We start from the raw sequence: 12966 nt of genomic DNA on the forward strand, positions 1-12966 counted from the left end.
GTGACCCTCACCCTGCGGTACGCCGCGCGGTCCGACGTCGGGCTCGTGCGCTCCAACAACCAGGACTCGGCCTACGCCGGCCCGCACCTGCTCGCCGTGGCCGACGGCATGGGCGGGCACGCGGGCGGCGACGTCGCGTCCCGGCTCGCGATCGCCGCGCTCGCGCCGCTCGACCGCACGGAGCACGGCCCCGAGGAGGCGCTGACCGACCTCGAGCACACGATCGAGCGCGCCCGCCAGGACCTCGTGCGCGTCAGCGACGCCGACCCCGAGCTGGTCGGCATGGGCACCACCGTCACCGCTCTGCTGCACACGGGCACCACGCTCGTGATGGCGCACCTGGGCGACTCGCGCGCGTACCTGCTGCGCGACGCCCGCCTCACGCAGGTCACGGTGGACCACACCTTCGTGCAGCACCTCGTCGACACGGGCCGGATCTCGCCGGAGGAGGCCGAACACCACCCGCAGCGCAACGTCGTCATGCGCGTGCTGGGCGACTTCGACGTCGACCTGACTCCCGACATGTCCGTGCGCGAGGCGCGCGCCGGCGACCGGTGGATGCTCTGCTCTGACGGGCTGTCCGGCTTCGTCTCGCCGGAGCAGATCACCGAGGTGCTGGTCGAGTCGCCGACTCCGGACGAGGCCGCCGACCTGCTCATCACGCTCTCCATGACCGCAGGCAGCACCGACAACATCACGGTGATCGTCGCGGACGTCCTGGACGACGACGCGGCCGCGGGCGACACGGCCGGCGCGACGACCGCTCTGCCGACGTCGGCCGCAGCGGCGCAGATCGTGGGTGCCGCCGCGACCGGCGAGCTCCCCGCAGTCCTCACGACGCCCCAGGAAGCGCCCGACGGCGCCGATCCCGCCCCCGAGGACGGGACCGCGGCGGAGAGTGGCGACCCGGACGACGACGACGACCCCGACGACGACGCCCGCCCGGAGCGGCGACGGCACCCGTGGATCACCCTCCTCGTGGTCCTCGTCGTGCTCGGCGGCGTCGGGTACGGGCTGTGGTGGGCGTACGGCTGGACGCAGCAGCAGTACTACGTCGGGGTGGCGGACGGCGAGGTCGCCGTCTTCCAGGGCATCCCGGCGAGCGCCGGCCCGCTCACGCTCTCCACCCCCGTGGAGCTCACCGGCACGCCGGTGTCCGACCTGCCGGACTACTGGGCGGACCGCCTCGACGGCTCGATCCGCACGTCGTCCGAAGCCGAGGCGCGCGAGCGCGCCGACCGCCTCATCTCGGAGGCCGCCCCCGAGCCCACGCCGACTCCTTCCGACAAGCCGACTCCGTCCGACAAGCCCACGGCCAAGGCCACCAAGCCCGCGGACGCTGCGGACGACAAGGGGTCGAAGGGGTGAGCGCCGCCGTCGAGGAGGCCCCCGCGGGGCGCACGGTCGAGCCCACGGAGCGCCGGCCCGCACGCCTGGCCGAGCTGTTCCTGCTGATCCTCGCGCTCGGCGCCGGGATCGCGGCGTTCGCGATGGTGGGCCACAGCATCACGGGCGCGCTGCCGGAGGACTTCTGGCCCACGAGCGTGCTGCTCACCCTCATCGGGCTCGCCGCGCACGTGGTGCTGCGCCTGCGCGCGCCGTGGGCGGACCAGGTGATCCTGCCCGCCGTGGTGCTGCTCAACGGCCTGGGCCTGGCGATGATCCTGCGCCTGCAGCTCGCGGACATGAACGGCGCCGACGCGTGGTCGCAGATGACGTACACGGGCCTGGGCGCGGGCCTGGCCGTCCTGCTCATCTGGTTCCTGCGCGACCACCGCTGGATCCGGCGGCTCACCTACACCGCCATGCTCGTGGGCCTGGGGCTCGTGGTCCTGCCGCTCGTGCCCGTCATCGGGCGCGAGATCAACGGCGCCCGCATCTGGGTCAACATCGGCGGCTTCTCGCTGCAGCCCGCCGAGTTCGCCAAGATCGCGTTCGCCATCTTCTTCGCCGGCTACCTGGTGACCAACCGGGACACCCTCGCCCTGGCGGGCAAGAAGGTGCTGGGCCTGCAGCTGCCGCGCATCCGCGACCTCGGCCCCATCATCATCGTGTGGGCCGCCTCGCTCGGCGTCCTCGTCTTCGAGCGCGACCTCGGCACGTCGCTGCTGTTCTTCGGCCTGTTCGTCGCGATGCTGTACCTCGCCACGGAGCGGTTCAGCTGGGTGCTCATCGGCCTCGTGCTGTTCGCCGCCGGGGCCGTGCTCGCCGCGAGCATGTTCCCGCACGTCGGCGCGCGCATGGACGTGTGGCTGAACCCGTTCGATCAACAGCTGTACGACGCCCCCGCGGGGTCGTACCAGATCGTGCAGGGCACGTTCGCGCTCGCCTCCGGCGGGCTCTTCGGCACCGGCTGGGGCGAGGGGTACCCGTACCTCGTGCCGTACGCCTTCTCCGACTTCATCTACTCGTCGCTGGGCGAGGAGCTCGGCCTCACCGGCCTGCTCGCCATCCTCCTGACGTACCTGCTCATCGTGCAGCGCGGCCTGCGTACGGCGATCGCGGTGCGCGACGGGTTCGGCAAGCTGCTCGCCGGCGGCCTCGCGTTCGTCATGGCGCTGCAGCTCTTCGTCGTGGTCGGCGGCATCACCCGCATCATCCCGCTCACCGGCCTGACGCTGCCGTTCATCGCGCAGGGTGGGTCGTCGCTGCTGGCCAACTGGATCGTCATCGCACTGCTGCTCCGCGTCTCGGACAACGCCCGGCGTCCGTCCGCCCTGCCGGTGCGGGGCACAATCGCCCAGGGCGGTGCCATGCACGACCCCATCGTCGTCGGCGCCCAGGACGGGACGACTCCGGGCCGAGGGACGCCCGTACGGAGGTCGGCGACCGGGGCGGTCGACGACGGTGCCGGGGGCGGGGGCGGGCAGGCCACGGAGTACATCCAACGCCCGCGCGACCCGCAGAACCCGGACAGCAGAGGAGGTGAGCACCTGTGAACACGACCCTGCGCCGGCTCGCGAGCGTCGTCATGGTCATGTTCCTGGCGCTCATGGTCTCGACCACGTGGATCCAGTTCTTCCACGCCGACGAGCTGAACGGCGACACCCGCAACATCCGTTCGATCTACGCCGAGTACGGCCGCGCCCGCGGGCCGATCGTCGTGGGTGGCGAGGCGGTGGCCCTGTCCAAGCAGGTGGACGACGAGTTCGGCTACCAGCGCGAGTACACGAGGCCGCGCACGTACGCGCCCCTGACCGGCTTCTTCTCGCTGGCGAACGGCACCACGGGGATCGAGCACGCGGAGAACGACTACCTCAACGGGCAGGCCGACGCCCTGTGGGTGGACCGGCTGCAGAACCTGCTCACCGGCAAGGACCCCGAGGGGTCCTCCGTGGAGCTCACCATCGACCCGAATGCGCAGCGGGCCGCGTGGGACGCCCTCGGCGACCAGCAGGGCGCCGTCGTCGCCCTCGACCCGAAGACGGGCGCGATCCTCGCGCTGGTCTCCAAGCCCACGTTCGACCCGAACGACCTGGCCTCGCACTCCACCAAGGAGGCGAGCGAGGCATACACCAAGCTGCTCCACGACGACGACAAGCCGCTGATCAGCCGCGCCACCGCCTGGAGCTACCCCCCGGGCTCGACGTTCAAGCTGGTGACCACCGCCGCGGCGCTCGAGAGCGGCGACTACAAGCCGTCGACTGTGATCCCCGCACCGTCGACGTTCACCCTCACCGGCACGAACACCCAGGTCGGCAACTTTGCGGGCACGTCGTGCGCGTCAGTGGGCGAGATGACGCTGGCCGACGCGCTGCGGATCTCGTGCAACACCGCGTTCCTCGGCCTGGGCGGCGAGCTCGGCGCGGACGCCATGGACGAGCAGGCGGAGAAGTTCGGCTTCGGCAAGACCTTCGATATCCCGTTCAAGGCCGCGGCCAGCACGTACGACAAGGACCCGGACGCGATGTCCACGGACCAGGTGGAGCAGTCGGGCATCGGCCAGGGCAGCGTGACCGCGACGCCCCTGCAGGTAGCCATGATCTCCGCGGCGATCGCGAACGGCGGCGAGGTCATGGCGCCGTACTCGGTGGACACCATCCGGGACCCGCAGCTCGAGGTGGTCCGGCAGGGCTCGCCCACCAGCCTCGGCCGGGCAGTCTCGGAGAAGAACGCCGGCGAGCTCACGGACATGATGAAGAGCGTCGTCGAGTCCGGATCGGGCACGAGCGCGCAGATCTCGGGCGTCTCGGTCGCCGGCAAGACGGGCACCGCCCAGCACGGCGACAACTCCGAGCCGCCGCACGTGTGGTTCACCGGGTTCGCCCCGGCGGAGGACCCGCAGGTCGCGGTCGCGGTCGTCGTCGAGAACGGCGGCACGCTGGGGTCCTCGGCCACGGGCGGCAGCGTCTCGGCACCGATCGCCAAGGCCGTCATGGAAGCGGTGCTGAACGGATGAGGCCCACCACGGGGCTCGCCCTCGGCGAGCGGTACCGCCTCACCCGGCAGATCGCGGTGGGCGGCATGGGCGAGGTCTGGGTGGCCGACGACGGCTTCCTGGGCCGCGAGGTCGCGGTGAAGGTGCTCCGCGAGGAGTACACCGGCAACGAGGACTTCCTGCGCCGCCTGCGCACGGAGGCGCGCAACAGCGCCGCCCTCTCGCACCCGAACATCGCGCAGATGTACGACTACGGGGAGCAGGACGGCGCCGGCTTCCTCGTCATGGAGCTGGTGCTCGGCGAACCCCTGGCCGACCTGCTCGAGCGCGAGCCCGTCGTCGCGCCCCGCAAGCTGCTGCCGATCCTGGCGGCCACCGCCCGGGGCCTGCACCACGCGCACCTGGCCAAGGTGGTGCACCGCGACGTCAAGCCCGGCAACATCCTGCTGGAGCACGGCGGCAGCGTGAAGATCACCGACTTCGGGGTCTCCCTGGCCGCCAACCAGGCCCCCATGACGGCCACCGGCATGGTCATGGGCACCGCCCAGTACCTGTCGCCCGAGCAGGCGGTGGGGCAGGCCGCGACGGCCGCCTCCGACCTGTACGCGCTCGGGGTCGTCGCGTACGAGGCGACGGCGGGTAAGCGCCCGTTCACCGGCTCGACGCCGGTGGACATCGCGGTGGCGCACGTCAACGCGCCGGTACCGCCGCTCCCCACGCACGTGCACCCGGGCCTCGCCGACGTCATCGGGCGGATGCTGGAGAAGGAGCCGTCGCGCCGGCCGGAGTCGGCCGCAGCGCTGGCGGGCGAGCTCGACGCCCTCGCGCGCGAGATCGCGCAGGACCCGCTCGGGGCGCGGTCCCGGTCGGCCCGGCGCGCCGCCGCGTCGGGGGCCCGCCCGGTCACGCGCTCGCCGCGGGCCGTCCCCGCGCACGCGGCGCCCGGCCAGGCGCGGCCGGGCAGCCCGGCCACCCCGCAGGCGCTGCCCGTGTCCTGGACGGCGGTCAACCCGAAGGACGACACCCGCACCCCCGCGACGCCGCAGCAGGCCGCGGGGGAGGCGACGCCGGAGGCCGGCGTCCCCGTCCCCGACCCGCCGCCGCTCGACGGCCCGCACGCCGACGACGACTTCGCGGAGCACATCGTGGGTGGGCCCGCGGGCCGCGCCTACCCGCTGCGCCGGGAGGTCCGCGCCAGGACGCACGACGCGCGCCGCCCGGCGATACGCAAGTCCGCGACGGGCCCTGCGCCGTCACGGAACAGGTCGACCGGGGGCCGCTCCGCCCCCGACACGAAGCAGGGCCCGCGCCGGACGTCGACGTCCACGGGCCAGCGCTTCGGGCCGCTCGGGCGGCTCTCCTGGCCACTGCTCGCCCTGCTGGGGCTGTTGGTCGTGCTGCTGCTCGCCACGATGGTGCAGGCGATGGCGGCCGAGGGCGACGGCGAGGCGGCGATGCTCGTCACGGGCCCCCTGCTCGCCCTCGCCCGCACCGGCACGGGCGTCCGTCCCAACTCTGGGATGATGCTCCGAGACACGCCGTGCGCCCCGCGCGCGGCCATGACCGAGAAGGACGACTGAGTGGTGGACAAGACGCCCCGAGTACTCTCGGGCCGGTACGAGGTCGGTGAGCTCATCGGCCGCGGCGGTATGGCCGAGGTACACATCGGGCACGACACGCGCCTGGGTCGCACCGTCGCGATCAAGGTGCTGCGGTCCGACCTCGCGCGCGACCCGTCCTTCCTGGCCCGGTTCCGACGCGAGGCGCAGTCTGCCGCCGGGCTGAACCACCCCTCCATCGTCGCGGTGTACGACACGGGGGAGGACACCCACACCGACACGCAGGGCGCGTCCGTGCACGTGCCGTTCATCGTCATGGAGTACGTGGAGGGTCACACCGTCCGCGACATCCTGCAGGACGGCGCCGCAGTGCCCATCGAGGAGGCCGTCGAGATCACGGCGGGCATCCTCAGCGCGCTCGAGTACTCCCACCAGGCCGGCATCGTGCACCGCGACATCAAGCCCGCCAACGTGATGATCACGCCCACGGGCGCGGTCAAGGTGATGGACTTCGGCATCGCGCGCGCGATGGCGGACTCCGCGGCGACGATGACGCAGACCCACGCCGTCATCGGCACCGCCCAGTACCTGTCGCCCGAGCAGGCCCGCGGCGAGACCGTCGACACCCGCAGCGACCTGTACTCCACGGGCTGCGTGCTGTTCGAGCTGCTCACCGGGCGGCCACCGTTCATCGGCGACTCCCCGGTCGCGGTGGCGTACCAGCACGTCGGCCAGGCGCCGCAGCGCCCCAGCGAGCTGGCCTCGGACGTGCCCGAGGTGCTCGACCGCATCGTGCTCAAGGCCCTCGCCAAGGACCGCGACGCCCGCTACTCGACGGCGGCGGAGTTCCGCGCCGACCTCGAGTCCGCCATCCGCGGCGGTGATGTCACGGCGCCGCTGGTGGGCGCGGCGGCCGCCACCCAGGTGCTGGGCGCCGGCAACGCGACCCAGGTCATGGACCCCGCGGGGACGTCGCAGTGGGGGCCCGCCGCCAATCCCGAAGAGGCGCCCGAGGAGGAGCACAAGAGCCGCAAGGGGCTCATGTGGGCCCTGATCGCCGTCGGCGCCATCGCGCTCGCCGCGATCATCACGTTCCTCATCATCAACTCGGGCACGATGGCCAAGGCCACCGTGCCGGAGCTCGGCGCCACCGTCACGCCCGCCGAGGCGGAGAAGCGGATCACTGACGCCGGGCTGGTCTACAAGCAGGAGACGGACACCGACTCCACGGAGCCCGAGGACACGTTCCTCGGGCAGACCCCCGACGGGGGCACCGAGGTGGACCAGGGCTCCACGGTCACCGTGACGTTCTCCGCCGGCCCGGACACCATCGGCGTCCCCGAGGTGGCGGGCAAGACCGAGGACGAGGCGCGCCAGATCATCGAGGACGCCAAGCTCCAGGTGGGCGAGGTGGAGCAGCAGAACAGCAAGTCCGTGCCCGAGGACGTCGTCATCGGCACGAGCCCCGAGGAGGGCAAGGCCGTCAGCGAGGGCGACACGGTCGGCCTGATCGTCTCCACCGGCCAGGTGGACCTCCCCGACCTGAGGGGCATGACCGAGGACGAGGCCAAGGCGAAGATCGCGGACCTTAAACTCAGCTCGTCGTCCAGCACGGAGGAGAGCGACAAGGACCCCGGCACGGTCATCAAGCAGAGCCCGCAGGCCGGCCCGGTCACCCAGGGCAGCGAGGTCTCGATCGTCATCGCCAAGGAGAAGGCCCCCGAGAAGACCTCGGTGCCGCAGGTGCAGGGGCTCACTGCCGACGACGCGCACACGGAGCTCGGCGGGGCGCAGCTCATCCCGGACGACACGTTCGAGCCTTCCGACACCGTGCCGGCGGGCGTCGTCATCTCGCAGGAGGTGCCGGCGGGCACCGAGGTCGAGGTGAACTCCCACGTCGGGATCGTGATCTCCACCGGGCCGGAGGCCGACGAGACCCCCGACCCGGACCCGACGGCGACCGACGCCGAGGACCCGCTCCCGGGTCTGGACCTCGGCGGGGACGGCGAGGGCTGAGCACCCGCCCGTTGGGCCTGTCGACCCCCGCTGGTTGAGCCTGTCGGCCTTCGCTGGTTGAGCCTGTCGGCCTTCGCTGGTTGAGCCTGTCGGCCTTCGCTGGTTGAGCCTGTCGAAACCCGGATCTCGACAGGCTCGACCAGCGGGGGTCGACGAGTCCGATCAGCGAAGCTCAGCCCTGGTGGACCAGCGGCGCCATCCCGCGTGACCGCTCCACGGCGCCGGCGTCCCCGCACACGGCGAGCCAGTTCGCCAGCAGCCGGTGCCCGCCCTCGGTGAGCACGGACTCCGGGTGGAACTGGACGCCGTGCAGCGGCAGGTCGCGGTGCTGCAGGCCCATGACGACGCCGGTCGCGGTCGTGGCGGTCACCTCGAGCTCGGCGGGGACGCTCTCCGGGAGCACGGCCAGCGAGTGGTACCGCGTGGCCGTGAACGGCGCGCCCAGGCCGTCGAGCACCCCCGCGCCGTCGTGCTCCACCAGGCTCGTCTTGCCGTGCATGAGCTCCGGCGCGTGCGCCACCGTGCCGCCGTACACCTCGGCCAGGGCCTGGTGGCCCAGGCATACCCCCAGCATCGGCGTCCGGGAGCGGGCGCAGGCCCGGATCACGTCCTCCGACGCTCCCGCCTCCTTGGGCGTGCCCGGCCCGGGGGAGACCAGCACGCCGTCGTACGGGGTGCCGTCCGCGTCGTGGAAGACGCCGGCGGCGTCAGGCTCCGGCACGGCGTCGTTGCGCACGACGACGGTGCTCGCCCCGAGCTGGTCGAGGTAGCCGACGATCGTGTAGACGAACGAGTCGTAGTTGTCGACCACGAGGATGCGCGATCGGTCGCCGGTCGTGGAGGTGGCGGGGAAGATCATGGCTGGCTCGCTTCGGGGGTGGTGGTCAGGAGGTCTGCGGGGCGTTGCTGCCACGCCATCGCCGGCGTCCGACGGACCGGAGCTGCGCGCCGCTCACGAGAACACGTCCGTGCCGTCGGGGACCTTCGCGTACCGCATCTCGGAGCTGCCGGTGTACGCGGGCAGCTCGAGCCCGCCCTGGTTCTTGACCGACCAGCCGAGGGCGACCCAGTCGACGTACTGCTGGTAGATGTCGACGCCGGGGTCGGCGTCGAGGGAGTTGCGGAGCGCCTTCGGGTCGCCGACCGCCTCGATGACATAGGGCGGCGAGAAGACCTTGCCGTGCAGCAGCAGGATGTTGCCGGAGCAGCGGAACGCCGACGTCGCGGTGACGCGCTCGCCCTGCAGCGTCATGGCCTCGGCTCCGCCGGCCCACAGGGCGTTGATCACGTGCTGCAGGTCCTGCTGGTGCACCACGAGGTCGTCCGGCCGTGCGCCGCTGATCGACTGGCTGGACGCGGGCGCGTCGTCGAGCGACACGGTGACGCCGGACCCGCGCACGGCGCGCGCGCCCGTGACCACGGACTCGCGGGCCGCGAGGTCCACGCCCAGGGCGGGGAGGTCGGTGCCCACCCGCTCGCCGAGGTCGTCGATCTCGGACTCCAGCGAGTTCATCTGGTCCGTCAGCTCGGTCACCCGGTCGGACTCGGTGGTGACGAGCTCGGCGAGGTCCTGCGGGTCGCGCCCGTCCTTGCTGTCGGCGAGCTGGGCGCTGGCGGTGAACATGAGTCCGGACGCGGCCAGGACACACGCGACGGTCGCGCTCGCGCGCAGTCGACGGTTCATCCGCACACCTCGTCCCTCTCGGGCTGTCCATCTCGAGCCTGCTGACGACTACGCTAGTCGACAGAATCCATGGCGGCGGCGGGCATCCGGCCTTCGGCCGCCGCACAGCCCGCCCGGACAGGAGCCAACCCGTGCCCGAGTCGAAGTCCCGCAAGAAGAAGAACGCCCCGGCCGAGCCGGCGACCGCCGCTGTGAAGCGCGCGAAGCCGCAGGGCAACCCCCGCTGGCTCGTCCCGACGATGCTCGGGCTCATGCTCGTCGGCCTCGCCTGGATCGTCACCTACTACCTCACGGCGCCGAACCTGGGGCTGCCGATCCCGGCCCTCGGCGGCTGGAACCTCGCGGTCGGCTTCGTGCTGATCATCGCCGGCTTCGGACTGACGACGCGCTGGCGCTGAGACTTTCACCGGTGTAGTTCCACAGCTGTGAGCAAACCTGTGGACGACGGGCTCAGAACCAGCCGACGGAGGCGTATTTCCATGCGGACGCGCCCACCAGGACGACGGCCACCAGCGCCGGGAGCGCCCATCCCACGAGGGCCTGACGCTCCCGCGGCGCGGCCGCGAAGGCCGCGCCCATGGCCAGCCCGATGACGAGCCCGCCGAGGTGTGCCTGCCACGCGATCCCCGGCAGCAGCAGCGGGATCGCCATGTTGATCACGATGAGCACCACGATCTGCGTCGCGTTGCGCCCCATGCGCCGCAGGGCCGGGATGATCGCGCCGAAGAGTCCGAAGACGGCCCCTGAGGCGCCCACGACGACGGTGTTCCACCCGCCGTCGATCGTCGGGCTCGCGATCAGCAGGTAGCCCACCGAGCCACCGATGGCGGACAGCACGTACACCGACACGAAGCGCACCCGCCCGAACGCCTGCTCGAGGAACGGGCCCACGAGCCACAGCGCGTACATGTTGAACAGGATGTGCAGCGGGCTCTCGGAGTGCAGGAACGCCGCGGTGAGGAACCGCCAGGGCTCGTCCAGCCCTACCGAGGGGGCGAACGCCCAGCGCATCGTCCACTCGCCGCCGGTGACGAGCTGCAGCACCCAGCTCACCACGCAGAGCGCGACGATCGTCAGCGTGACGACCGGGCGCCCCGGCCGCACGGTCCCACCGAAGACCGTGCGGGTGGACGGCGTCGCACGCGCGGCCTGCGCCACGCAGTCCACGCACTGAATCCCCACGGGGGCCGGACGCTGGCACTCCGGGCACGCGGGCCTGCCGCAGCGCTGGCAGCGCACGTACGAGACGCGGTCGGGGTGCCGGGGGCACACGGGCGGCCCGCCGGCGGGCTGCCCGGGCTGCGGGCCTACGGGGCCCGGCGGCTGCGGTGTCGAGATGGGTCGGCCCTCCGTAGTTCGGCAGCGCGGTCGGGGTCAAGACTCTCGGGGCGATCGCGTTCACGCGCCCCAGGGGGCGCTGCGCTTCGGGAGGGAGACGACCGCGCCGGGAGTCTTGACCCCGACCGCGTGACCTGGTGTCGGTCAGTCCTCGATGGTGACGCTGTTGATGACGATGTCGGTGACCGGACGGTCGCCGGGGCGCGTCGCGGTGGAATCGATGGCGTCCACGACGGCGCGGGACTCGTCGTCCGCCACCTTGCCGAAGATGCTGTGCTTGCCGTTGAGCCACGGCGTGGCGCCGGTGGTGATGAAGAACTGCGAGCCGTTGGTGCCCTCGACGGCGCCCGTCACCGGGTTGCGACGCTTGCCCGCGTTCGCCATCGCGAGGATGTACTTGCTGTCGAAGGTGAGCTCGGGGTGGATCTCGTCGTCGAAGGTGTAGCCGGGGCCGCCCGTCCCGGTGCCCAGCGGGTCCCCGCCCTGGATCATGAAGTTCTCGATCACACGGTGGAAGATCACGCCGTCGTACAGGGGGTCGTTGCGCTCGGCGCCCGTGGCCGGGTCCGTCCACGTCGTGGTGCCCTTGGCCAGGCCGACGAAGTTCGCGACGGTCTTGGGCGCGTGGTTCGGCAGCAGCTCGATACGGATGTCACCGGCGGAGGTGTGGAGGGTTGCGAACATGCGCCCCATCCTCTCACCCCGTCCCCGTGGCCCCGGTCCGGAACAGGCGCGCGCGTTCCGCTGCATCCCACGGCGCCGGGTGGCACAGTGGGTCCATGGTGCGAAAGAACGTGGGCGACAGCGTCAAGGACAGTGCCAACCTCAACGAGAAGCTCGCCACGAGGGTGAGCGAGAAGATCAACGAGCTCGACACCGACAAGCTCAAGGACTCCGCGACCGAGGCCGCCGCCGTGCTGGTCGAGGTCGGCGCGCGAGCCGCGGGCGGCGCCAAGGACTGGGCCGAGCCGCGCGTGGACAACTTCCTGGAGTGGCTGACCCCGCGGGCGGAGAAGGCCTGGCGCGACAGCGTGCTGGCCGCGGCCCCCCGGGTCGAGAAGGCGGCCGACAAGGCCGGGCCGCTGGTCGACACCGCGCACGACCGGATCGTCGACGACTACATGCCGCGCGTGGTCGCCGCGTTCAACGACGCCGCGACCCGGGCGGGGGCGGCGGCCGGTGCCGCGGGCGTCGCCGCCGCAGACGCGGCGAGGGACGCCGCCGAGAAGGCGGGCCGAGCGGGCAAGAAGGCCGCGAAGCAGGCGGCCAAGGAGGCTGCGAAGGCCCAGGTCGCTGCGGAGAAGGCGGCCAAGGAGGCCGAGAAGTCGTCCGGCAAGGGCAAGGGCGTCTTCTGGATCCTCGCGCTCGTCGGCGCCACCGTCGCCGGCTACGCCTTCTGGCGGCGCGCGCAGCCGCAGAACGACCCGTGGGCGGAGCCCTGGGAGCAGTCGCCCGGCCCCGACTTCGACGGCGCCGCACGCGACGCCCGCCATGCGGTCGGGGACGCGGCCGAGGCCGTGGGCGAGGTCGCGGGTCAGGCCGTCGCCAGGGGCCGCGAGGCCGCGGAGAAGGCGACCGAGCTGGGCGAGGACGTCGGCGAGAAGGTCACCGAGGCTGTGGACAAGGCTCGGGACAAGGCCGCCGACGCGGCGAAGAAGGCCGGCAGCCGTGCCCGGACCACGACCCGCAAGGCGGACGACACGGCCGGCGGGACGACGAGCAGCACCGACACCAGCGGCGACAAGGGCGACACAGGCTCGGGCGCGAAAGCCTGACCCGCTCCTCACCCGGCAGCAGCACCGCACCCGACGAAGGCTCCGTCCACAGGACGGGGCCCTCGTCGTTCCCGATCCTGCGCACTCATCGGCAGGAGGGCTCGACGGCGAACAGCGTGGTCTATGGCCAGACCCTCCCCTTCAGGGGACCGGTCGCTCCGTGAAGCCGGACCGCGTCAGCGCGGCCGACGCCGAGGCGCCCGTGCGGTGTGCTGT

11 protein-coding genes are annotated in these 12966 nt (G+C 72.4%); 7 read left to right on the plus strand and 4 right to left on the minus strand.

Features of this window, described 5'->3' with window-relative positions; genetic code table 11:
- From AC1C2V_RS16770 to pknB, 5 genes are read left to right on the plus strand one after another with little or no spacing between them, the layout of a single operon-like run.
- Entirely contained in the window at positions 1–1368 is a 1368-nt protein-coding gene (locus AC1C2V_RS16770; RefSeq protein WP_495390781.1) for a PP2C family protein-serine/threonine phosphatase, read from the plus strand.
- The gene (locus AC1C2V_RS16775; protein WP_495390782.1) at positions 1365–2939 is read left to right on the plus strand and encodes an FtsW/RodA/SpoVE family cell cycle protein; all 1575 of its coding nucleotides are present in this window, start codon (positions 1365–1367) and stop codon (positions 2937–2939) included. The genes AC1C2V_RS16770 and AC1C2V_RS16775 overlap by 4 nt, the downstream gene beginning before the upstream one ends.
- On the plus strand, positions 2936–4399 hold the full coding sequence (locus AC1C2V_RS16780) for a peptidoglycan D,D-transpeptidase FtsI family protein (protein ID WP_495390783.1): 1464 nt from the start codon (positions 2936–2938) through the stop codon (positions 4397–4399). The genes AC1C2V_RS16775 and AC1C2V_RS16780 overlap by 4 nt, the downstream gene beginning before the upstream one ends.
- Entirely contained in the window at positions 4396–5958 is a 1563-nt protein-coding gene (locus tag AC1C2V_RS16785; protein ID WP_495390784.1) for a serine/threonine-protein kinase, read from the plus strand. Before AC1C2V_RS16780 ends, AC1C2V_RS16785 begins: the two co-directional genes overlap by 4 nt.
- Positions 5959–7953: a Stk1 family PASTA domain-containing Ser/Thr kinase gene (pknB, locus tag AC1C2V_RS16790; RefSeq protein ID WP_495390785.1), complete on the plus strand. Its 1995-nt coding sequence runs from the start codon at positions 5959–5961 to the stop codon at positions 7951–7953.
- A gap of 172 nt (positions 7954–8125) precedes the next feature.
- Here pknB and AC1C2V_RS16795 read toward each other — a convergent pair whose 3' ends face one another.
- Both AC1C2V_RS16795 and AC1C2V_RS16800 read right to left on the minus strand, forming a co-directional pair.
- A complete protein-coding gene (locus tag AC1C2V_RS16795) occupies positions 8126–8812 on the minus strand; it encodes an aminodeoxychorismate/anthranilate synthase component II (protein ID WP_495390786.1) in 687 nt (228 codons plus the stop codon).
- Positions 8813–8905: 93 nt separating this feature from the next.
- A complete protein-coding gene (locus AC1C2V_RS16800) occupies positions 8906–9637 on the minus strand; it encodes a DUF881 domain-containing protein (RefSeq protein ID WP_495390787.1) in 732 nt (243 codons plus the stop codon).
- 131 nt (positions 9638–9768) lie between these two features.
- Here AC1C2V_RS16800 and AC1C2V_RS16805 point away from each other — a divergent pair, with 131 nt between their 5' ends.
- Positions 9769–10035, plus strand: coding sequence for a cell division protein CrgA (locus AC1C2V_RS16805; protein ID WP_495390788.1), 267 nt, complete (start codon positions 9769–9771; stop codon positions 10033–10035).
- 52 nt (positions 10036–10087) lie between these two features.
- Here AC1C2V_RS16805 and AC1C2V_RS16810 read toward each other — a convergent pair whose 3' ends face one another.
- Both AC1C2V_RS16810 and AC1C2V_RS16815 read right to left on the minus strand, forming a co-directional pair.
- On the minus strand, positions 10088–10804 hold the full coding sequence (locus AC1C2V_RS16810; protein ID WP_495390789.1) for a rhomboid family intramembrane serine protease: 717 nt from the start codon (positions 10802–10804) through the stop codon (positions 10088–10090).
- A 315-nt stretch (positions 10805–11119) separates the two neighbouring features.
- Positions 11120–11659 carry a peptidylprolyl isomerase gene (locus AC1C2V_RS16815; protein ID WP_495390790.1) on the minus strand — a complete coding sequence of 180 codons (540 nt, stop codon included), beginning with the start codon at positions 11657–11659 and terminating at the stop codon, positions 11120–11122.
- Between the two features lie 95 nt (positions 11660–11754).
- On the opposite strand from AC1C2V_RS16815, the gene AC1C2V_RS16820 reads away from it, so the two are divergent.
- Complete coding sequence (locus tag AC1C2V_RS16820) at positions 11755–12750, plus strand: hypothetical protein (protein ID WP_495390791.1); 996 nt, start codon at positions 11755–11757, stop codon at positions 12748–12750.
- Positions 12751–12966 lie beyond the last annotated feature (216 nt).

Source organism: Isoptericola sp. Y541 (assembly GCF_059445465.1).

Bases quoted from the DNA above. Each gene is read 5' to 3' on its own strand.
- AC1C2V_RS16785 (WP_495390784.1), top strand. From the start codon at position 4,396: ATGAGGCCCACCACGGGGCTCGCCCTCGGCGAGCGGTACCGCCTCACC.
- AC1C2V_RS16795 (WP_495390786.1), bottom strand. From the start codon at position 8,812: ATGATCTTCCCCGCCACCTCCACGACCGGCGACCGATCGCGCATCCTC.
- AC1C2V_RS16800 (WP_495390787.1), bottom strand. From the start codon at position 9,637: ATGAACCGTCGACTGCGCGCGAGCGCGACCGTCGCGTGTGTCCTGGCC.
- AC1C2V_RS16815 (WP_495390790.1), bottom strand. From the start codon at position 11,659: ATGTTCGCAACCCTCCACACCTCCGCCGGTGACATCCGTATCGAGCTG.
- AC1C2V_RS16820 (WP_495390791.1), top strand. From the start codon at position 11,755: ATGGTGCGAAAGAACGTGGGCGACAGCGTCAAGGACAGTGCCAACCTC.